General features: G+C 36.5%; 18 protein-coding genes and 1 CRISPR repeat array (1 of these 19 only partly in view). All 18 genes read right to left on the bottom strand.

Annotated features, from left to right (window positions below; genetic code table 11):
* Positions 1-1,832: direct repeats of the CRISPR family, unit length 30 nt; unit sequence ATTTCAATACATCGTATGTTTCGGTTCTAC (it extends 1,290 nt beyond the left edge of the window).
* A gap of 189 nt (positions 1,833-2,021) precedes the next feature.
* Positions 2,022-2,309, bottom strand: a complete 288-nt coding sequence (gene cas2 / locus CIB29_RS03340; protein WP_094546769.1) for a CRISPR-associated endonuclease Cas2 — start codon at positions 2,307-2,309, stop codon at positions 2,022-2,024.
* Positions 2,306-3,307, bottom strand: coding sequence for a type I-B CRISPR-associated endonuclease Cas1b (gene cas1b / locus CIB29_RS03335; protein ID WP_094546767.1), 1,002 nt, complete (start codon positions 3,305-3,307; stop codon positions 2,306-2,308). The genes cas2 and cas1b overlap by 4 nt, the downstream gene beginning before the upstream one ends.
* A 12-nt stretch (positions 3,308-3,319) precedes the next feature.
* Positions 3,320-3,805 (bottom strand): CRISPR-associated protein Cas4, encoded by a 486-nt coding sequence (locus tag CIB29_RS03330; RefSeq protein WP_094546765.1) that lies wholly within the window; start codon positions 3,803-3,805, stop codon positions 3,320-3,322.
* Positions 3,805-6,195, bottom strand: coding sequence for a CRISPR-associated helicase Cas3' (cas3, locus tag CIB29_RS03325; RefSeq protein ID WP_198543732.1), 2,391 nt, complete (start codon positions 6,193-6,195; stop codon positions 3,805-3,807). Before cas3 ends, CIB29_RS03330 begins: the two co-directional genes overlap by 1 nt.
* Before the next feature lie 115 nt (positions 6,196-6,310).
* Positions 6,311-7,042, bottom strand: a complete 732-nt coding sequence (cas5b, locus tag CIB29_RS03320; RefSeq protein WP_094546761.1) for a type I-B CRISPR-associated protein Cas5b — start codon at positions 7,040-7,042, stop codon at positions 6,311-6,313.
* A gap of 17 nt (positions 7,043-7,059) precedes the next feature.
* Complete coding sequence (locus CIB29_RS03315) at positions 7,060-7,977, bottom strand: type I CRISPR-associated protein Cas7 (protein ID WP_094546759.1); 918 nt, start codon at positions 7,975-7,977, stop codon at positions 7,060-7,062.
* Positions 7,961-9,697 (bottom strand): hypothetical protein, encoded by a 1,737-nt coding sequence (locus CIB29_RS03310; RefSeq protein ID WP_094546757.1) that lies wholly within the window; start codon positions 9,695-9,697, stop codon positions 7,961-7,963. Before CIB29_RS03310 ends, CIB29_RS03315 begins: the two co-directional genes overlap by 17 nt.
* Before the next feature lie 13 nt (positions 9,698-9,710).
* The gene (locus CIB29_RS03305; protein ID WP_094546755.1) at positions 9,711-10,397 is read right to left on the bottom strand and encodes a hypothetical protein; all 687 of its coding nucleotides are present in this window, start codon (positions 10,395-10,397) and stop codon (positions 9,711-9,713) included.
* A 552-nt stretch (positions 10,398-10,949) separates the two neighbouring features.
* Complete coding sequence (locus CIB29_RS03300) at positions 10,950-11,381, bottom strand: ACT domain-containing protein (RefSeq protein ID WP_094546753.1); 432 nt, start codon at positions 11,379-11,381, stop codon at positions 10,950-10,952.
* 154 nt (positions 11,382-11,535) lie between these two features.
* Positions 11,536-12,840 (bottom strand): phenylacetate--CoA ligase family protein, encoded by a 1,305-nt coding sequence (locus CIB29_RS03295; RefSeq protein ID WP_094546752.1) that lies wholly within the window; start codon positions 12,838-12,840, stop codon positions 11,536-11,538.
* A gap of 13 nt (positions 12,841-12,853) precedes the next feature.
* Positions 12,854-13,432: an indolepyruvate oxidoreductase subunit beta gene (locus CIB29_RS03290; RefSeq protein ID WP_094546750.1), complete on the bottom strand. Its 579-nt coding sequence runs from the start codon at positions 13,430-13,432 to the stop codon at positions 12,854-12,856.
* Positions 13,425-15,170: an indolepyruvate ferredoxin oxidoreductase subunit alpha gene (gene iorA, locus CIB29_RS03285; protein ID WP_094546748.1), complete on the bottom strand. Its 1,746-nt coding sequence runs from the start codon at positions 15,168-15,170 to the stop codon at positions 13,425-13,427. The genes CIB29_RS03290 and iorA overlap by 8 nt, the downstream gene beginning before the upstream one ends.
* Positions 15,171-15,327: 157 nt before the next feature.
* Complete coding sequence (locus CIB29_RS03280) at positions 15,328-16,626, bottom strand: phenylacetate--CoA ligase family protein (protein ID WP_094546746.1); 1,299 nt, start codon at positions 16,624-16,626, stop codon at positions 15,328-15,330.
* A 196-nt stretch (positions 16,627-16,822) separates the two neighbouring features.
* Positions 16,823-18,346: a sodium/proline symporter gene (locus tag CIB29_RS03275; protein WP_094546744.1), complete on the bottom strand. Its 1,524-nt coding sequence runs from the start codon at positions 18,344-18,346 to the stop codon at positions 16,823-16,825.
* Positions 18,347-18,522: 176 nt separating this feature from the next.
* The gene (locus CIB29_RS03270) at positions 18,523-20,154 is read right to left on the bottom strand and encodes an MBL fold metallo-hydrolase RNA specificity domain-containing protein (RefSeq protein ID WP_094546742.1); all 1,632 of its coding nucleotides are present in this window, start codon (positions 20,152-20,154) and stop codon (positions 18,523-18,525) included.
* Positions 20,155-20,351: 197 nt separating this feature from the next.
* Positions 20,352-21,338 (bottom strand): M42 family metallopeptidase, encoded by a 987-nt coding sequence (locus tag CIB29_RS03265; RefSeq protein WP_094546740.1) that lies wholly within the window; start codon positions 21,336-21,338, stop codon positions 20,352-20,354.
* Positions 21,335-22,378 (bottom strand): M42 family metallopeptidase, encoded by a 1,044-nt coding sequence (locus CIB29_RS03260; protein ID WP_094546738.1) that lies wholly within the window; start codon positions 22,376-22,378, stop codon positions 21,335-21,337. Before CIB29_RS03260 ends, CIB29_RS03265 begins: the two co-directional genes overlap by 4 nt.
* A gap of 173 nt (positions 22,379-22,551) precedes the next feature.
* Positions 22,552-23,007, bottom strand: a 456-nt coding sequence (locus CIB29_RS03255; protein ID WP_157910193.1) for an RNA-guided endonuclease InsQ/TnpB family protein, incomplete at its 5' end; no start/stop codon positions are given.

The following is a 23,007-nucleotide window of genomic DNA, read 5'->3' as shown; positions in this document are numbered from 1 at the left end:
TTCCATTTATTTACAATGTAATACAAATTTCAATACATCGTATGTTTCGGTTCTACTAATATAATTTAGGGAGGTTAAACAATGGTTAAAACATTTCAATACATCGTATGTTTCGGTTCTACTAAATTCTGCAATGATTATACAGCCAATGCAATTTTATTTCAATACATCGTATGTTTCGGTTCTACTTGTAGACTCCAATTTGTCAGTTAGTTTTGTGTTTAAATTTCAATACATCGTATGTTTCGGTTCTACTGCGCTTCCTGTTCTGATTTGCATTCTTCCATTAACATTTCAATACATCGTATGTTTCGGTTCTACAGGTAGTTAAGATCAAAGTTATATTTGATAAAAAAATTTCAATACATCGTATGTTTCGGTTCTACTAAAGTAGGGTCGAATGGTAAACCTGTTTTAAAGATATTTCAATACATCGTATGTTTCGGTTCTACAGGGGCTATAATTTACTTCAAAATACGGTAAAAAATTTCAATACATCGTATGTTTCGGTTCTACTAAGCACACCTTTGTAGTACGCCCAACGTGTTGCGGATTTCAATACATCGTATGTTTCGGTTCTACAGCTTCAATCTTTTGCAACTTCTCATGTTCAGATATATTTCAATACATCGTATGTTTCGGTTCTACGGAATCAGGTTCTAAAATTGAGATACATTTTATTTTATATTTCAATACATCGTATGTTTCGGTTCTACGCTTTTTATAATGTGGAATTGCTTTGGAGCGTGGTATTTCAATACATCGTATGTTTCGGTTCTACTCCTGATGGGCAGAAAATTGAGAGAGTATGTTTTTCATTTCAATACATCGTATGTTTCGGTTCTACAACGGATCCAGCGGCGCTTCCCGCAGTGCCGGGCGTATTTCAATACATCGTATGTTTCGGTTCTACAGGAAAATGCTTGTTGCAGCAGTCAAAAGACTCTAATTTCAATACATCGTATGTTTCGGTTCTACACGTATTATATTATCAATCAGTACTGGTCTACACTTATTTCAATACATCGTATGTTTCGGTTCTACAAAGGCAACATGCCCAGGGAACGACATACTGCTGGAATTTCAATACATCGTATGTTTCGGTTCTACCTTTATTCCTATGTCTTTAATATTTTTAGTCTTATATTTCAATACATCGTATGTTTCGGTTCTACGCGCAGCCCTTGAAATTCCGTATGAATTGCTTGTAAATTTCAATACATCGTATGTTTCGGTTCTACAATAATGGAACCATTCAAACTTAAAGAAAAGATTTAATTTCAATACATCGTATGTTTCGGTTCTACCCCCGTTCAGGAAGTCACAGCCGCGAAATTGAGGGTATTTCAATACATCGTATGTTTCGGTTCTACGTGTTAATCAACTGAACTTCCGTAACCCTTACTGTATTTCAATACATCGTATGTTTCGGTTCTACGTGATTAAGCATGATCGAGATAACAGAAAAACAGATATTTCAATACATCGTATGTTTCGGTTCTACTTACGCCCTATTTTATGAAGGCGAAAACCTTATTATATTTCAATACATCGTATGTTTCGGTTCTACCAACGGAAGTCGTCTGTTCGGAAACTTTAACTCCAATTTCAATACATCGTATGTTTCGGTTCTACTTCGACACGGCTTATTTGACCGCGTTATTCAGCTAAATTTCAATACATCGTATGTTTCGGTTCTACTATTGCTTGTTTGCTTCGATAAGCTTATTCATGTAATTTCAATACATCGTATGTTTCGGTTCTACACTGTATTACTGCATTGAATACATCTTTGATATTATATTTCAATACATCGTATGTTTCGGTTCTACCAAAATAAAATGCAGGTTTTGTACTGCAACTATAGTATATGATACCGCATGATTTCTAATTTTGCTACTATTTTTTCCAAGTGCACTTAATAAAATGCCTCTTACTTTTGTATAAACCATCTAACCTGTTTATAGTAATGGTTACACCAATATATTATATGTCAATTTTACACTTGTGGTTGGAAAAAGTCAAATGAATAACGACTCTGATTGCTTGATACATATCCCCAGTGTTTCTTCTTCAAAATCTGACGTGCTGACCAACTTGATAATGCTGATATAATCTTCATCTTTACGGATGATTTTATTTAACTCTCCTTTTAGCTTTATTAGATTTGCAGGAGTAATATGTCCACGAAACACAGACTTTTGATGATGTTTAAAGTATTTTTTGCATATTTTGAACACTTTCTGAACTCGTTTTTCACCAACATCATAGAATAAAAAAGCATAATTATAATTTTTCTGGGTACTCATAAATTTTCCTCCGCGTTAAAAGGTTTAAATGGTTTTCCTTCCATAATGAATTTTATTAGCTTATACGCATCCAGTCTTATAGCCTGTTTGTATGTAATCCTTCTTTTCAACACCGGATGTTCAAATGTTTGATTTATCCGCGTCTCAAAAGCATCAATAAATATCTTCTTCCCTGCTTCATTAAGCATTGCATAGTTGAGTTTTTTATCAAAATGTTTGGCAGCAGATATTTTTCTGTTATTGATACATTCAAATATAGTTTTAAATACAATAATTGGTTTAAAAGCCTCGCACAGGTCCAAACTTAACGAAAAACGTCTTTCTGTAGGCTCATGTAGGAAAGAAATTGTTTGATTCAAATGTGTGTGATAGATTTGTGATACCGTTTTACTATATAATAGGGAATTTCCAAACGACACCAGCGCATTTATCGGATTGTCCGGCGGACGTTTTACTCTCTTATTCATAATAAACTCTTCAGGTAAAATAAATTTGAAACTAGCATAAAATCTTGCCCAAATCTCACCTTCAATAGAAAGCAACTGCTTAATATTATTTGCTGATGATCCCAACCTGCCAACATCATGTTTAAGCCAATCTAGAAATGGCTTTAAATCTTTTTTTCCATGCCTGTAATAATGATATAAAACAAAATGAATATTATTTGCAATGCCGCAGATAATTGCATTTGCAATCTCCATCCTTTTTTCTGCATAAACCTGTGCCTGTGCAACGGTTAACCGCCCGCTCAAAAGATAGTCCTTAGGATAAAATGTACCAATATAATTTTCGTAGTACCCAAAAAAATGTACAATAATGCCCGCTTTCGATAGCAATTCCAGTAATTTTGTGCTAAGTGTAATCTCATTAAAACAGTATAGTTCTTTTGTGTCCTTTATGGGTAAATACATATTTCCTTTTTCATTTTTAAATTGTATTGAAAAATCCTTTCGGCTTAAATCACCCTTGGAAAAAATATATCTTGCTTCTTCTTTCAACAACGTTCCCTCCTAAACAAAGCAGTATTCATAATAGGCACATTTCTTACATTTGTTTTCTTTTATTGCAGCAGGAGGAGTGGGAGAAGTTAAGAAGTTCTCAATCTCTCTGCAAAGCAACTCAAACTTCTGTCTATTTTCATCAGTCAGCTCAACAATATGCACTTTCTTATCTTGCTTATTCTTTTCGATACACTCAAGCCGTCCTTTTCGCATAATTCCTTTGCTCTCCAATTTTAATAAATAAAACATAAGCTGTGCTTTTGCAGCTTCTAAATCTGCATCGGATTTTTTCATCTCAATCACATATTCAGGAGTGATTTTATCAAGTTTGACATTCTCAATAGCTGCATCCGGGGAATCTCCCAATTTTAATTCGTGCAATACCCGTCCGATATGTACATCTTCTGAATTATCTTCCATATTCAGCTTATTGTAAAACAGCCAGCACTGTCTTTTACAGTGAAAATAGTAATTTACAATAGTACCGGTAAGCATTACAAAAACATCCCTCCAAATTCCGCTGAAAAAGCCTTTCGATCAAACTTACCATCGGTAATAAACCTTTCGCCGTTTTCAATATAATAATAACCTGCAAATTCGTCATCGCATCCGAAGTTTTTATTCTCAATGTTGTATACGTTATATGTAAAATACGACATCTTTTCAGCTAGCCTTGAAAGCTCCACCTTTTTTTGAGCATATCCTTTTTCTTTATCTAAGCATAATTGCTTAAACTTACGCCAAATTTCTCGACCATCTATGATTTCCTCACCTGTATTCATCTGATATGCAAGATATAATTGTGCATTTCTTTCGATCAAGCGAAACTGTTTTGCTATTTTCTCAAAATCTGACATAAGTGCCGCTCTTAATAAAAAAGAAATGTTTTGATTATTCAATAGTTCTGTTTTATTAAAAACATCCTTTAAGACCAAATTATATATTTCTCCGAATTTCTTTTGTTTCAACATTTCAGAAATCTTTTTGTCTGTAATAGGATAATTGGTTCGAGCATCATTTCTATATACCACCTGTGGATTATCGTAGTTAAAAAAGAAAGCAATGCATCCCGTTTTTCTACAAGAACGGTTTATCCTCCCAAGAAACTGTTCCTCACTGTCCGGAATGGAAGAATCCTTAAACCCTATATCCATGTCTATATCAATTCCTGCTTCAATTACCTGGGTAGCAACGACAATAATACTCTTTTGATTCTTAATTTTTTCAATTACTTCATGGCGTTTCAGCTTATTATCATCTCCGGTTAGCTCTTCTACAGATTCGCACCTATCTTTTAAGATATTATAAAATTCCCGTGCAGTTCCCTTAGTTATAAATTCAACTAATACCTTTTTGTCTTTAAATTCCAGTACTTTGTTCGCAAGCGCATTCAAATCTATCTTCTTATCTGACAACATGGAAAAATCAAGCTTTACACGATCCTTAAACAATGGATTTTGATAATATTTATCCACATCCTTTACTAACTCTATGAAGCCTTTACTTTCTTCTCCCAAAAGCCTATCCATTTTAGGCAATGTCGCCGACATAATGATGATCTTAATATTTAATAAATGTGCATACTTATCCAGCATCATAATCACTTGCCGCCATATGCTGTTTTTATAACTTTGTATTTCATCAAGAATCACAACGCTGTTGCATAGTTTGGTAAGTGCAAAACCATTTTCCCGGTCACAGCCGAACAAGGCACCGAATAAATTAACATGAGAAGTAACTACAATAGGATAATTAAAAAACTGCCTGTTTATATAAGCCTTTTCGTAGGAGGTGCTTGTTTCATCATCCTCTTCCATAATTACTGGAGTAATGGAGTTGATTACTGCTGTTTCTTCAGGAAAGTATTGATTTAAAACACCCGCTGTCTGCTCTACAAGGGTATTAAAAGGGAAAACATAAAAAATATTGTTGATTTCTTTATTCATCTCAATCAGCTTAAGTGCCAGATTAATGGACATATTTGTCTTTCCGCTTCCGGTAGGAGCTTCAAGATAGAATATCTTCTCCGAAGCATTTTCCTCTAACCGTTTTTCTGTTTCCAAAAATATTTCACTACGAAGCGCGTTGATAGGACAATCCGCAAAAAAATCTGAATCCTGCTTATATGCTTGTATCCCTTTGTAAATCTCACCTTCTTGATATGTATTCCGCATCATATCAATATGTTCAATCACATTTATATCCATTGCTTGTCCATTAATATATTCATGGGTGGCACAGTAATCACAGGCGGTAATCATAGCAAAAAGCAGCTTATTTAATATATAGAATGGTATTTCGTTCAGCTTAAGCATTTTCTTGATTTGGCTGTAGCCCTCTTCCGTGCTTATGATATCTTCAATCCATTCTTCCGCTTGGTGCGAATAATAATTCAACCCTTCAAGGTCACTCAATTGCTGCAAAAATTCATCAGCACTTTTCAGCGAACCATGGTGCCTTGAAATGACATATGCAAAGGTAAACAAGACATATGAAAGTGTTTTGTTATATTTAATTTTAGGGTATAAAATATCAATATAAATGAAAGCAGATGCCATTGAATGTCTTGTATCACCATCATAGCTTTTCTTGAAATAAAAGTTTCCCAAAACATCTCTTTGAAACTTTGGGTTTATCTTGCCGATATCATGCATATAGATTGCGTTAACAAACATGTCATATGCAGTCTGTATTTCACTGATACCACAAGCCTTAATGGTATTTCTAATTATTTTATCCAAATCCTTTTTCCGGCAGTAAAGATCAAAATAATCCATACATTTTTGCATGTGTTCAGCAAGAAGTTCATTTGTTTTTTTCTCATGCGTATGGGCCCAATAGGGAGCCTTATCTAAAATACTGTCCATGCAACAAAGCGTGTACATTTTCATCGCTCCTTTAAGCTGAAGGGTATTTCAAAACACTCTTTTGAAATACCCCTTCCTTAATTATGTTTAAACATTAATCTTCTCTTGGCAGTCATACTTGCATATTATTAGCTTAGTAAAAAGCCAATACAAGTTCATTGTAGCGAAAAGTATCCGGAATGGTTTGTTTAATCAGACAATTTGTATATATAAAACGCTTTAACAGATAGAAATTATATTTGTCTTCCAATGCATAAGGCGCATACTCGGTAAAAATATAGGGTCTTCCATGATATGCTTGTGTATCATCCAGGAGATCCAAACTTCCGGGAAACAGTGAATCCACATGATTTTCTTGTACCGGTTCTAGTTTTATCATTTCAGCATCGGTGATTACAGCAGGATGATCATTCTTTCCAAGATAAGGAATATATACGCACTTATTATTCTGAATATAATCACAAAGCTTGTTCCACAAGTCTTGAGAAATCCCTCCGTTATATATATAAATGGTCCAGCAAGGATTTTCCAACCACTGTTCAAAGACCTGCAGATTTCCTCCTTCTTCATCGGAAGCATAGCCTGTACTGTTGTTAAAATACTGAATCTTTTTAGTAAAATATCCTCTATAGGCATTGGGAACCACTGATACTTTCAAATTGCATAAGCTTGAATAAAATTCCGGCTTTCCTTTTTTGTCGGTTGCTTCATCTTTATAATACCCGCTCAATCCTGTTACTGCACCTAACAAGCCCAGCAATGCCACCTTGTGGATATTATTATAGGTAAAATAAATTTTAGTGTTGACATCGGGCTTTTTAAAAAAAGCACTCTTTCCTGCAAGCGTAAATTTTAGAGCTTCCATTTGCATTACCACCACCATCAATACAATGGATAGGTCTTACACGTAAGTCCTGCAAGTCCTACTTCGGTATCTATGGAATTATAATATATTTCTATATCTTCAATCTCTGCCATTTTGCTTGACAAGAGCTGCGCCAGCTTTGTAAGGTCGATATAATTCTTACCATCTTTTTTACTAAATTCAATATAGGTATCAAGATTAGCCAAATACAGCAAACTGTTCTCTTTAACCTTAATAAAAATAGCAAACTCATTTTCGCAGCCACATTTGCTGTTGGTGTTATAAGCCGTTGCCGCAATCAGGCAGCCCTTTTTGAATTTTTCATAGGCTTCTACCGTATATCCTTCAAAACCTTCTATTCCCAAATTCAAGAAATCATCATAATTGTGAGGGTTCACTGAAAATGGATAAAAATAATGTGCTTCATCCGCAATGATTTTTGTACCCAAACTGGAAGCGTCCGCATCTTCCTTGGACGGATTCCTAAAAGGAGACAAAATATCCTGGGTTTCAACATTGGTTTCCTCATACTTGTTCATTCCCTGTCCCACCTGTACTGCACCGGTAATGCTGATATTCTGTCCTTGCTCAGCAAACGTCGCGCCAAAATTCATCACATCCACTGCAGAAAATAAATTTTTTAACACTTCAAGAGATGGTGTGTTTTTATCCAGCTTAGTGCCAAATACTTTAGTATATTGTTCATTTAAATCGTTGGGCTGAAGCTTATTCTTTTCTATTTTATAGCTTTTGATATATACTACTTTTTCACCCTGTGCCTGCCACATGCGTTTAATGGGATATTTGAACGCCTTGTCACTGCCGAAGATATCGCCGTTGGATATCGTCTTAGGCCTTCCCGTAAAATCAGCATTCCAATTGGACATCACGCTCTTAATTCCTACTACGCCGTACACTCTATTTTTCATTTTCATGATCATTCTCCTCCTTCACCATATACATTACATTTTTTGCAGCCAGACCTGCTAAAAACATATCATAGTCGATTTGTGCATGGTCTTCAATGTCATATCCCATCACCATACTGAGAAGATGATTGAACCGCCTACTCCGCAATTTAAGTGCATGATTATATTTTTGATAAATGCCTTTTAATTCATATTTAAACCTTTTTACCTTTGCAGCATTGAGAAAAGCATCTACCATATCATGATTCAGCTCCTTTGCTTCGCTTTGTAGCAAAATATACCGTACAAGCTGTCCCGCTGCAAAATAAAATTCACTGTCATTCTCACAGGCTGCAACATCATCACTGTCAACTTTGCCTGCAAGCCGCTCAAACATTTGCCGTACTCTATCACCCATATCCTTTTTACCTCCTATGTCAAAATATTTCAGCAATGCCAACCGGATATTGATCGCACAACCGGTATTATGAAAAAATACCGTTTCCTTTTCATTGATTTTCTCTTTTACCAGTCCTAACGTAATCCGGTCTACACAATGACTTATTGCCCGGTCATCCCCTTTGATGAAAAAATCCTCCATCGCCTTGCGCGAAAGCAGCAACAGGTTCATCAGTTTATGAGAAAGCCCTTTTATATCCTTGGGATTGGTTTTATAATACCTTTTTAGTTTGAAACCATAAAGATACTTGTCCACCATCTGCTCCATTTTTTGTCTGGATGAAGTAGCAGGAGCATCATAATACTCCAGCATAAGATAGTTAATGGGTTCGAATTTTTTAATCTCATCAGTGATTCCGGGTAAAAAATCGTAATCATCAATAACGGTATCTGTTCCTTTTTCCACATGTACATAATGCATATTCCGTTTGTTGGTAATTTTATCTTCCAGCGTAATAAGTGCTTTGTCCGTCAAAGGAATATACCCTTCATTAATAGGTTTACCGTCTTCATTCTTTTGGTTTGATAACCATTCAAACAGCTTTTTTGCTTCCATTGCATCTTCAAGGCTGATACGAAACGGAACCTTAAAATTGGTTGTTTTGTGTTCCAAAAAAGGTTTCTTTGTATTGAGCCCCATGTTTGCTGCCGATAACCCATATATGGTGCCGCCATGCGCAATATTAAAATCATTTTTATTAAAGATATAAGGATAGTAGTAACGTATGTATTCCCGCTGGTAAGCTTCCATATCCTCTTCAAAAAACAGCTTCACATAGTCATCATCTTTTAATTCAAGTTCCACTGCTTTTCTCGCGATTTCCGGCAGCTTTTCAAGAATGATATCCCTGTTATGGATAATTGCCTCCTCATTCACCGGAACTAATCCAGCCTTTTGAGAAAAATCCAACACATCTTTACTATCCAGCTTTCGTATCAGTTTATCGTAAAAAACAGGAACATGATCTATAAAATCATCTTTCAGCTTTCCTTGTTCCAGTAAGGATTTTGTTTTAAAAAACAGGGTAAAATAATTATTATTGTGCATGACTTTTTTAGGAGCATCAAATGCTTTGTTGGTATCGGTAATACAACTAAAATAATCAGCCTTTTTAAACCAGTCGTACAGCTCTCCCTGGGGTATTTCCCGTTTTTTCACTACCAGCATACTTTCGGTATCGTCTTTGTTCAGACGGATATACAGACCACTCTTAAGTGTGTATTGGTCAATCACTAGCTGGTTGCTGCGCGGATTATCTTTAAAGTATTCCAACAAATCATAAATCAATCGTTTCACCTCCTTATTTGGCACGGCAATAGCCACAGCATATGGTATTTTTTTCCAACAATCCACTACCCATTACGGTAAACGCAAGACGCTGGGAGAGTTCATCTTGTTTCACTATCAGATTTAATTTGCATCCAAGCAAGGATGTATTTTTGTAGCGGATTCTGATGGGTTTATCGTTTGTCTGTTCAATCACTTCAATAAAATTTTCTGCAGGTTCCTGCAAATCACCATAGAAACTTCTATGCTTCTTGATAGCATTTATGTGAATTCTCTCCATCAATAACCCTATGCCGTCTTCTCTTGTCCAGCTTTTACCGTTTATGGTAGCAACCGCCGGTGTTAGCGTATAAATCTCCCTAATAGGACGATAATGCTGCTGTCGAATTTCTGCAGTAATAGCCTTCATTGGACCCTCTTGAACCGTCATAATTAGACGCTTCATCTTTAGGATAAAATTGACATCAAGCCCTCTAAGGTTGAATGCGTACATTCTCCCTTTTCGATAAATCTTATCTGATTCTAACGGATATAGGCTGCATAAAACATAGTGCTTATATCCTTTTTGTTCATGCAACTCCTTAAGCAGATGATCTCCCAGCATAGCTCTCGATATAAATCTGGATATTATTTCATAGCTTTTCTCCATTGGTATGTTTTCATTGAGTAGAACAGTAATAATAATTTCATGATAAGTCATTCCTCCACCTCCTTTTTCATTTATTATAGTTAGTACTATATCATAAACATATTATATTTATATAATACTATCGTAAGAAAAATTTGTCAATCTATAAAATTGATTTTTTTTACCATATAATCAAAATAATACAATTTGATTTTATGATTATGATATTATATAATCTAATCATTAACCGATAACGCATGGCGTATTGAAATTTTATAATAGTTTAGTACTATATGCATTGGAGCAACCTATACATTTAATGTAAAAAAGCAAAAATTATAATCATTGCAGTGAATAAATTATAATCTATGTTATAGATAACCTATTCTCTGGAAATGCTATAAAGTCCTTCAAAAAATAACAAAAATTTATCGCAAAACTCGACATAACAAGTCGTAAATTGTCGAAATGCAAACTACCGTATCTACATAAAATCTTTTACACCAGAAATGTCTTTTCTATACTTGTATTTCAAATTCGCATGCCTATCAAAGATCATTAATACAAAAAAATGATACATGGAGACACATCTCCATGTATCATTTTTTTCTTTATATGCTCAATTTATAACTCATATACTCTTTCAGACGGTAGTACTCTGATATTGTTTTTATCCAATTCAACAACTGCTTTTTCAGGCTCCTCGACACGCAAAATCACTAAAGCTTCATTAGTGGTTTTGCCTACAAATGCATACATATATTCTATTCCGATAGCAGCTTTATCTAATACTTTTAATGCAGCTGCCAATCCACCCGGTTCATCTACAACTGCAATTGCAATAACGTTGGTACAGCTTACGGTAAAACCATTTTCTTTTAAAACTTTTTCCGCTTCTTCGGGTTTATTGACAATCAACCTGAGGATGCCAAAGTCTGTAGTATCTGCAATAGATAAGGCACTGATATCAATGTTGTTGTTTCCTAAAATGCTGGTAACTTCAGCCAATCTTCCCGACTTGTTTTCCAGGAATACGGAAATTTGTTTTACTAACATAAAAATATGCCCTCCTTTAAAGAGATTATAATATAACGCATTGTGCCAGTTCACCTATACTCCAAGAATTAAGGAGTTCCAAGGCTAAGAGCCTGTAAATAGGTGAACTATATAGTTTAGGCTTACTTGCAACCATCTAATTACCATTTCCTCGCTATTTCAAATTTCTCTTATCAATAACCCTCTTAGCCTTTCCTTCACTTCGTTCAATGGTTTTAGGCTCTACCAGACGAACCTTGGTTGTAACACCTAATGTGCTTTCAATGGCATTTTTTATTTTCTTTTCAAGTTCTTCCAAGCGTTTTACTTCGTCTGAGAATAACTTATCCGACATTTCCACTAATACTTCCAAAGTATCTAATGTTCCTACACGGTCCACAATTAATAAATAATGTGGCGCAGTTTCACCTATTTCTAAAAGAACGCTTTCAATCTGAGATGGAAATACGTTTACACCCCTAATAATTAACATATCATCGGTACGTCCGGATACTCTGGCCATTTTTACCAATGTCCTGCCGCAATCACATTTCTCATAGGTAAGAGAGGAAATATCCCTTGTTCTATATCTGATAAGCGGCAACCCTTCTTTTGTAACCGTTGTAAATACCAGCTCACCTTTTTCGCCTTCCGGCAGCACTTCTCCCGTTTCAGGGTTTATAATTTCAGGGATAAAATGGTCTTCTGATATATGCAGTCCATTCTGACATGCACATTCATAGGCAACGCCCGGGCCTATGACTTCACTGAGGCCGTAAATATCAATTGCTATGATTCCCAATTTGCTTTCAATTTCTTTTCTCATGTTATTGGTCCACGGTTCAGCACCAAAAACTCCGGCTTTAAGTTTAAGTTCTTCTTTGCTGATCCCCATTTCTTCCAGGGTTTCAGCCAAAAAAAGGGCATAAGAAGGTGTACAGGCCAGAATAGTTGTACCGAAGTCCTTCATTATTTGAACCTGCCGTTTTGTATTTCCACCGGATATGGGAATAACAGAGGCTCCAATCCTTTCGGCGCCATAGTGGACGCCCAGCCCCCCCGTAAATAGTCCATAACCATAGGCAACCTGAATAAAGGATTCTTTATTAGCTCCAGCAGCGGTAAGAGTCCTTGCCATTACTTCCGACCATGTGGCAATATCATTCCTGGTGTAGCCTACTACCGTTTGTTTTCCTGTAGTACCTGAAGAAGCGTGGATTCTTACAATCTCACTTAATGGAGTTGCAAACAAGCCATAGGGATAAGTATCCCTTAGGTCCTGTTTATAAGTAAAAGGCAATTTACGTAGATCTTCAACAGATCTTATGTCTTCAGGGACCAAACCTGCTTGCTGCATCTTATTCCGGTAAAAAGGCACATTGTGATATATTCTTCTAACGGTGTTGATTAACCTCTCAGATTGTAATTTTCTCATCTCATCCCGTGACATGCATTCACATGTCGGGTTCCAACAATTCATTGAAGCTCCTCCTCTACTCTTCTAAATTATAACCTAAATCAAAAGCCGCCATATTTATATCAAGGAACTTACCGGGAACCGTTCCCTTAATTGCTTTAATCCATGATTCTTTGCTAATATCAGTATATTTGGCCAACAATCCCAGTAGAACAACATTTACTGCTTTAACATTTCCGGCTTTTAAAGCAAGTTTTAATGCATCTGCCGGTATAACATTAACGCCCAAACGATTTATTTTTTCTATGATTTGTTCAGGATATTTTGCATTACCCACTATTACCGGCATAGGATCAATTTTCTGAGTATTAATGATTAATTTTCCTTCTTTTTTCAGATAAGGCAGCCACCTGTATGCCTCAAGTTTCTCGAATGCCAGTATGATATCTGCTTCTCCTTCTGAAATAACAGGAGAATATACCTTATCACCATATTTAACATATGTTACAACGCTTCCACCTCTTTGGGCCATGCCATGCACTTCGGAAACCTTTACATCACACCCTTGATCTATAGCTACATTTCCGAGAATCCTGCTGGCCAACAAAGTACCCTGGCCACCTACCCCTACAATCATAACGGATGTATTAGCCATTGATATCACCCGCCTTTTCTATTGCTGAAAATTTACAAACTTTAACACATAAACCGCAACCGTTGCAGAGAGTTATGTCGATCCTAATTTTTCCATCCTGATTTGAAATGGCCGGACAGCCCAGGCGCATACACATTTTACAGCTTGTACACTTGTCTTGATTGATTGAAAGCGGTCCATCGAATTTAACATGTTTCAACAGTGCACAGGGACGTTGTGAGATAATTACCGAAGGTTCTTCGGCTGCAACCTCTTCTTTAACTACTTTTTCAAAGGTATCCAAATCAAAAGGATCAACCACTCTGACTCTTTCTACTCCAATTGCATTAGCAAGCTTAACCAGATCAACCTGCTTTGTAGGTTCTCCTTTGATTGTAAATCCTGTCGTTGGGTTGTGCTGGTGTCCTGTCATACCTGTAATGGAATTATCTAATATAATGACTGTAGAAACTCCTTTATTATATACGATATCAATTAAACCTGTAATACCGGAATGTATAAATGTCGAATCGCCAATAACGGCAACAAGCTTTTTGCTAAATTCTTTTCCTCTGGCTTTTTCCATACCTAATGCAGCGCTCACACTGGCACCCATACAAATGCAAGTATCCATGGATTCCAGCGGTGGTAATGCACCGAGGGTATAACAACCTATATCTCCGCTTACTACAAGTTTCAACTTTTTAAGAATATAAAACATTCCTCTATGAGGACATCCAGGACACATTACAGGCGGTCTGACCGGAATTTCTTCATTAGGTTTGATTTTATTCTCTACTTTAATTCCCAATATTTTTTCCTTTATAATTTCGGTGCTTAATTCTCCGAGAATAGGTAATAGTTCTTTACCGATTACTTTACACCCTAATTTTTTGCAATGTTCTTCAAATATCGGGTCCAGCTCTTCGATGACATAAACCTGGTCTACCTGGCTTACAAAATCAGCAATAAGTTTTTCAGGGAGCGGATATACCATGCCAAGCTTTAAATAAGAAACATTACCAAGGGCTTCCCTGGCATACTGGTAAGCAATTCCACTGGTAATAACCCCAATTTTTTTGTCTCCCCATTCTATTTTATTAAGTTCACAATTTTCTGCATATTCTTTCAGAGCTTTTATTCTTTCTTCTACAAATACATGTCTTTTACGTGCCATTGCAGGCATCATAACGAATTTTTGAAAATCTTTTTTATATTCTTTTAAAGGGATGTTTTGTCTATCACTAATTTCAACCAAACTTTGTGAATGGGATACCCTGGTTGAAAGTCTTATGATAACCGGAGTGTCGTATTTTTCACTCAGCTCGTAAGCTTTTATGGTAAAATCCTTACATTCCTGGCTGTCGGATGGTTCCAGCATCACCACTTTTGATGCCTTGGCATAATGCCTGCTATCCTGTTCATTTTGAGAACTGTGCATTCCAGGGTCGTCAGCTACGACAAACACCAGACCTCCATTTACACCGGTATAAGAACAGGTAAATAATGGATCTGCGGCAACATTGAGACCTACGTGTTTCATTGCACTCATTGCCCGGGCACCACCAATAGAAGCACCAATTGCAACCTCCATTGCAACTTTCTCATTGGGTGCCCATTCGGAATATATCTCATCGTATTTGGAAATTGCTTCGGTAATTTCAGTACTTGGAGTACCAGGATATGAAGAGACGACGGTAACGCCGGCTTCATATGCCCCCCTGGCAATTGCCTCATTACCTAACATTAACTTTTTCATAAGAACCCCCCTAATCGTAGTTTCGAGTTCGAAGTTCTAAGTTCCGAGCTTTAAAAACCCAACCATGAACTGCGAACAGTATATTACGTATAATTAATAGTATTATAACATTTACTATATTGATAAGTCCATAATTTGCTGAATGCTGGGTGCATTACTAACTATTTCTCAAATCAATCACTCTCTTCGCTTTTCCCATGGAACGTTCTATGGTTTTAGGCTCAACCAGCCTTACTTTTGCATCCAGTCCCAGGATTGTGTGGAGCTTATGCCTGATTGTATGCTCCAATTTTTCAAGCTCGCTAAATTTTTCAAGCATACTGCCGTCAATGAGCTCAACCAAAACTTCCAGGGTATCTACAAATCCTTTTTTTCGTACAACAATTTGATAGTGAGGTCCGATATGCTCAAGTCCTATCAGCACACTTTCAATTTGAGAAGGAAATACATTAACACCTTTGATAATCAACATATCATCGGATCTGCCCTGGACTTTTGCCATCCTGGCGAGTGTTCTGCCACATTGGCAGGGTTCATCAGTTAACCATGTGATATCTTTTGTTCTATAACGTAATAATGGAAATCCTTCCTTGGTGATGGTAGTAATAACTAATTCACCTTTTTCACCCCAGTTTAAAACTTCTCCTGTATCCGGATTAATTATTTCAGGAATGAAATGGTCTTCTGCGATATGCATACCTTGCTTATAAATGCATTCCCCCGAAACTCCCGGACCGATAATTTCACTCAATCCATAATTTTCTGTAGCGACTATTCCCCAACGCTGTTCGAGTTCATTCCTCATCTCTTCAGTAGAACCCTCAGCGCCAAATAATCCTAAACGGAGCTTTAAATTTTCTCTTTTTATATTTAATTCCTGAGCCACTTCTGACATATATAAAGCATAGGATGGTGTACTGACAAGCAATGTGGTCCCAAAATCCTTCATCAGCATTATCTGTTTTTCGGTATTACCGCTCGAACAGGGTACTACAGCAGCCCCTATTTTTTCAAGGCCGTAGTGAAGGCCAAAAGCTCCGGTGAACAGCCCGTAACCAAAAGCTACCTGGGCCACGTCGTCTTCATTGCCACCGGCCTCCACAATGACTCTGGCCACCAATTCCGACCATGTGTTCAGGTCATTTTTGGTGTAGCCTACAACCGTTGGCTTGCCGGTAGTACCGGAAGAAGCATGTATCCTCACTATTTTTTTCATAGGCTCAGCAAACAGTCCGTAAGGATAATGCTCACGTATGTCATCCTTTGTAGTAAAAGGAATTTCTTTTAAATCATCCAGGGAAGAGATATTTTCAGGTGAAAGCCCTATGGAGTCTAACCGTTTTCTATAGAAAGGAACATTGTTGTAAACTCTTTTAATCGTTTCTTTCAGTCTAAATAATTGAAGTTTTTTTAACTCATCTCTGGAAATACATTCTTGTTCTTTTGACCAAAACATAATACAATTGACCCCTTTCTTCATTAAAGAACAATTGCGCACCTTTGTCCACTGTTTTGGGTGCAAACTATTTCCTTATATATCAATATATATAATATATAAAGGTTAGAAGGCGTTCTCTTCTAACCTTTACAGGATATACGTTGTGCCAGTTCATTTCAAAAGCGAAAACTCCAAGGCTAAGAGATTGGTTTAATCAATCTAAATCCAAACCAACCTTATTGTTTTCGTTAACTTTGGAATTAAAAATTTCTACTATATGGTTGTGTGACAGCTTAGGGGTAATGAAGCTTACTACAGGAACCGCTATGATGGAAACAAGCATTGCAATCATTCCGAACATTGGCGCCTGTGAAGCATTCAAATTACTAGATAATGCAAGAATAATGGAGGTTAAGAATCCTCCCAGCATACCTGCCCATGCACCCAATTTAGTAGTACCCTTCCAGTAAAGTCCGAACAAGAACGGTCCTATAAATGACCCTGCAACAGTTCCCCATGAAAACGACATGAGAACCAGGATTGCATTAGGCTTATATGCAACAATAAAGGAAAATACAATAAATACAAGGCATAATACTCTCATTAAAAGCATTACTGTTTCCTTTTTAATTTCTTTTTTCATCTTGGGGAATATATAACCCTGTACCAAATCAATTGCAATCGCCGAGCTTGATGTAAGGACGATGGAAGCGAGAGTAGACATTGATGCCGATAAAACTAAAAGCAATATGATGCTTAATACAGCTTCCGGGAGAGCAATTTTTAGCAGTTCAGGTATAATAATATCATAATTTGGTTTTCCACCTGTCAGAGGCACCTGATTGTCCAGGAACAGTCTTCCAAAAGCACCTACGAAATAAGCACCGCACGCAATTAATGCTGCAAAACCGGTTGATACGACTGTTGCTTTTGAAATAGATTTTTCATCTTTTATTGCATAAAACTTATGAATCATCTGGGGTAAGCCCCAGCTTCCAAAACTGGTTAATACGATAAGAGATAATAATCCAAGCCAGTTGGACCCACCAAACAAGCTGACCAATCGCGCACCATCTTTAGGAATTTGTGACAATCTGGCCATACCTTCCGTCAAACCACCAACAGCAGGATTTGTCAGTACATATCCAATCATTATAATAACACCGAAGATCATGATGATCCCTTGGATAAAGTCAGTCATCGCCGTGGCTACATATCCGCCTAATACAAGATAAATTGCAGTCAAGATAGCCATAAACAACATACAGTAAACATATGGGATACCAAATACTGATTCAAATAAATAGCTTAGTCCTGCATAGACCGAAGCAGAATAAGGGACGAGAAAGATAAAAATAATAAGAGCGGAAAAGACCTTGAGCGCTTTACTGTCATACCTTTTTTCAAAAAATTCGGGCATTGTAGAAGCGTCCAACCGGTGTGTCATATCCCTGGTTTTTTTGGCCAGGATAACCCAAGCCAACCAGCTTCCCAGCAGTGCATTACCTACACCAATCCATACTGAAGAGAGACCAAAACCCCATCCGATTTTACCGGCATAACCGATAAATAGAACTGCAGAAAAATATGTTGTTCCATAAGCGAAAGCGGAAATCCATGGTCCCATTTTTCTTCCGCCTAAAAAAAAGTCTTGTAAAGTAGATGCCTTCTTCATACTTACAAAACCTATTCCCAGCATAAGTACTACGTAAAGTACCACAAATATGAATTTTAACATATAACCATCCTCCCATACTACATTATTTTGTTTTTACTGTTATCGCTACCATACTCTCCGCTCTACAAAGGATGCGACAGGTGACGGTTCCTCAGTCGCATCCCTTCTTCTATTTATAGCACTCTCTAGGAAATCTTTATGAATATATTACAATATTTCGGTAAAAAAATAAAGTACTATTTAACCAATGTACGAAGATTTTTTTCTAAATCTTTAAGTTTATATAATAAACTTTCTACCATAATATCATCAGTTTCTTTAGTGATAGTATTTTTTATAAAGTCAGAAAGTTCCAGTACTTCTTCTTCAATTAACCGGGTATATTCTAACAATTGAAGACGTGAATATCTATATTTCCTATCCTGTTCATTAGCAGTTGCTGCAGTAATTACTCTATTTGGTGTAATGGAGAAGGTTTCACCTTTATCAGGTATGATACATTCTATATTAAACTGCTGCTGAATCTTTTCTGCAAATATTTTTTGGCTGTTCGCTTCCCCATGGATAATAAATATTTTCTTTGGTTTATCCTTGAAGGCATCTATCCAATCCAACAAGCCTTTTTGGTCTGCATGCCCGGAAAAACTGTCAATGGATTCAATTCGCGCATTAACAGAAATTTCTTCTCCAAAAATTCTCACTTTTTTTGCCCCATCCAGTATTTTTCTTCCCAGCGTTCCTTCAGCTTGGTAGCCGACAAATAATATTGTTGATTCAGGTCTCCAGAGGTTATGCTTTAGATGATGTTTGATTCTCCCTGCCTCACACATACCGCTGGCAGAAATAATAATCATTTTTTCATCTTTTTCATTTAATTCTTTGGATTCTTCTGCCGTTGTCGTAAATTTAAGAGTCGGAAAATCCAAAGGATTATCCCCATTTTTTACATATTCCCTGGCTTCTTCATCATAACAGTCCAAATTGTTTCTAAATACCTCCGTTGCTGAAATTGCCAATGGACTATCTACATATACGGGGATATTGAACAATTTTTTAATTTTTTCATCATATTTAGATAACTGTTTATGAAGGTCATAAATAATTTCCTGTGTACGTCCTACAGCAAAAGAAGGAATTACTACGTTGCCTCCTTTTTCGATTGTTTCAATAATAATATCTACAAACTTTTCTACCTTGTTTTCATTTTGATGGTGCAACCTGTCACCGTAAGTGGATTCGATAAATAAATAATCGGCACTATCTATAATGGTTGGGTCGCGCAGTATAGGCATATCTTTATTACCTAAATCCCCGGAAAACACGATTTTAGTTTCATGACCATTTTCATTCACCCACATTTCTAAAATGGACGAGCCTAAAATATGCCCTGCATCCCTAAACCGGATTGTAATATTTCCCTGAAGCTTTATAAATTCATCATAGGATACTTTTCTAAAAACAGATATACAATCAATGGCATCCTGATACGTATATAAAGGTTCTACAGGAGCTTTTCCTGCTCTTAACCTTTTTCTGTTAGTCCATTCAATTTCCATCTCCTGTATATGTCCACTGTCAGGAAGCATGATTTCACATAGTTCAACAGTGGCTTTTGTTGCAATAACTTCACCCCTGTAACCATCTTTATATAGCTTTGGAATTCTGCCGCTGTGGTCTATATGCGCATGAGTGAGCAGCACATAATCCAATTCATCCATACGAAACGGGAACGGCTCATAATTTAATTCCCTATCCCCTTCATGTCCCTGAAACAGGCCACAATCCACCAGTATTTTTTTATTATTAACCTCAAGATAGTAACATGAGCCTGTAACCGTTTTTGCCGCCCCTAAAAATGTAACATTCATGACCCCACCCCACTCTTTTGTTATAGTGTATTTATTACTATATGTATTGCATCAAAGAATTTACATTACATATATATTATACATTATATTCTACATAAACCTGCTAAAATCCTGCTTTATTTGTTTGTATATTTATCGCATTAAATATCTTACATGTACCATAGAGGTTGAGTAGTATCATGTGTGGAATACTGATTTTATATTTCTTTAGCTGCAATTGCAGTTAATAAAGCAATTCCATTTTTAACATCATCAAAGTCCACCATTTCTGCAGGAGAATGTATATATCTTGTAGCAATAGAGAGGACGCCTGAAGGTATTCCGCCTTTTGTAAGATGTATGGCCCCGGAATCGGTACCTCCGCGTTCTAAAACTTCCAGCTGATATGGAATACCCGTTTCTTTTGCTGTATCAATCATTAAAGTACGGACAAAGGGATGGGTGATAATTGAATTATCCTTAACTTTAATTGCAGGGCCTCTTCCAAGTTTTAATGCCATTGGCTTTGAACCGGGAGTATCGCCGGTGTCAGTTACATCTACCGCAATGGCATAATCAGGACTTACAGAAAAAGCGGATGTTTTGGCACCCCTTAGTCCGAGTTCTTCTTGGACGGTAAAGACAAAATAAAGGTCATTGGAATGATTTTTTAATGCTTTAATCACTTCAATCAACATATAACATCCCAGCCTGTCATCCAAAGCCTTGGAAGATACCTTATTTAAGTTATAGTGAAAATCACCTGCAAAACAGGCCACATCGCCGATATTCACAAGTTTTTCTGCTTCTTCTCTACTTTTTGCGCCAATATCAATATACATCTTCTCAATTTTTAAATCCTTCATTTCTTCAATCTTTTCTTCATATCCCAGGATTCCTATAATACCATTTTTGAATTTTACTCTCTGAAATAGGGAATAGTATTGGGAGACTCCCCCAACATTTGAAAATCTCAGAAAACCTTCTTTGTCAATATATGTGACAATCAGCCCTATTTCATCCATATGGGCTGCAAACATTAATTTTTTCCCATCCCCTTTTTTTCTGGCAATTAAATTACCTAAGGGATCTATATCTATTTCGTCAACATATTCTTTAATCTCATTCATAATAACTTCCCTTACCAGTTCTTCATTTCCAGAAGGGCCGTAGGTTTGTGTCAGTTTGTTTAGTAAATCAATCATTTTATTTCCTCCCATTTATTAATTTCTTTTTTCCCAATCTCATGTAAAAATAACCGGACAATTTTTTTACATCCTTCGTAGTCGTCCAAATTCATAACCGATACCGGTGAATGGATATATCTGCAAGGTACTGAAATAGCAGCAGTTGGAATACCTTCTCTTGTTAAATGGATTTTGCCTGCATCATTACCTCCAAAAGTAGTCCGCTTATACTGGACTTTGATATTATTGTCTTTTCCCAGATTATATAGAAGCTGGGATAAACCTTTGTTGGAATAGGATGCTCTATCCATGATAGATACGGCAGGACCATGCCCCAGAGTTGTTGCATGTTCATGTTCTTCTGCGCCTGGAACATCTGAACATGTGGTCCCTTCTACGACAAGTGCTAAATCAGGGCTGACTGTATATGCCGCCACGCCGGCACCTCTTAATCCCACTTCTTCCTGGACGGTAAAACAGGCATATAAATCAAATGTGTATCTTTCTTTTAGCATTTCAATGAGAATTGCACAACCTACGCGGTCATCCAGGGCCTTTGCCTTAACCAGGTTATTGCCAAACTCAACGCAGCTGCTATCAAAACCAATATAATCCCCTAAGTTTACTTTTTTCTCAGCATCTTCTTTGTTTTTGGCACCAATATCTATGTACAGGTTTTTAACTTTTACAGCCTGTTTTCTTTCACCGGGTTCCTGCAGGTGAATTGCTTTAAGACCAATTACCCCTGGAATTCTATTATCCCCTATAACAACTTTCTTGGAAACTAAAATTCTGGCATCGATACCTCCGACAGGCTTAAATTTAATAAACCCTGTATCAGTGATTCCTGTAACGATTAAGCCAACTTCATCCATGTGCGCTGCCAGCATCACTTTTTTTCCATTACCTTCTGTACCTTTTTTGAGAGCTATAAGATTTCCCATACGGTCGATGGCAATATTTTCACAATCATTACCAATTTCTTTTATAATAATGTCTCTAACAGCTTTTTCATTTCCGGAAACTCCAATTGCCTCAGTTAATTTTTTTAATAGCATAATAATTCCGTTATAAGAAACTTATAAAAAGTTATAAAATTTATAACTTTTATGTTCTTTTCCTTATTCATAGAGTCCGCTTTCGGAATCCTACTTGCGTTTGGTATGACTCTCCAAAGGCTTAAATTCCGATGTGACGACACCGTACATACCAACATAATTCGTTAAGTGAATTATACTGATTTTCCATATTTCATTAGATTTATAGCTGCATTTATATCTCTGTCATGCATTATTCCACATTCAGGACACACCCATTTTCTTGTTGATAAAGACATCTTATCTAAAATATATCCACATTCACTACATGTCTTGCTTGATGGATAATACCTGTCTGCTACTATAAACCTAATATGATTCCATTTACATTTATATTCCATTATTCTACGAAACTCGCTAAACATTTGTTCTTGTACGGATTTTGCTAATTTATGGTTTTTAACCATACCTTTAATATTTAAATTTTCCATACACACAAACTCTGGCTTGGCTTTCACCAGTTTAGCAGTTTCTTGATGTAAATAATTTGTACGAATGTCTTTTATTTTTTTATGGACTTTACGAATAAGGCACTCCAACTTAATAATGTTTTTAGTTTTCTTATAACGGTTTACACCTCTTCTTTTTGT

Origin of the sequence: Petroclostridium xylanilyticum (genome assembly GCF_002252565.1) — a bacterium.
GTDB lineage: Bacteria > Bacillota > Clostridia > SK-Y3 > SK-Y3 > Petroclostridium > Petroclostridium xylanilyticum.
This window is presented reverse-complemented; position numbering and strand designations above follow the sequence as displayed.